The organism is Bartonella sp. AA86SXKL, assembly GCF_042196885.1.
The window spans coordinates 1-292 of sequence record NZ_JBHIRE010000509.1; the positions used below are offsets into that span (position 1 = coordinate 1).

1 protein-coding gene is annotated in these 292 nt (G+C 42.8%); it reads left to right on the top strand.

Annotated elements, in window-relative coordinates; genetic code table 11:
• Nucleotides 1-292, top strand: a 292-nt coding sequence (locus ACFIO5_RS12950; protein ID WP_375705626.1) for a class I tRNA ligase family protein, incomplete at both ends; no start/stop codon positions are given.

Here is a 292-nt window from a genome sequence, read left to right on the forward strand (position 1 = left end):
ATGTACATGCTCTCGTACGGGATCAGAAGGGTGCAAAAATGTCAAAGTCTAAGGGGAACATTATTGATCCTTTAGAGCTCATTGATCAATATAGTGCGGATTCACTCCGTTTTACTTTGGCTATTATGGCGGCACAAGGGCGTGATGTAAAACTTGATCCATCCCGTATTGCAGGTTATCGTAATTTTGCTACGAAATTGTGGAATGCTACTCGGTTTGCACAGATGAACGGTGTTAAGCATGACCCAGACTTTAAGCCGGAAAAAGCAAAACTTGCGCTTAATCGGTGGAT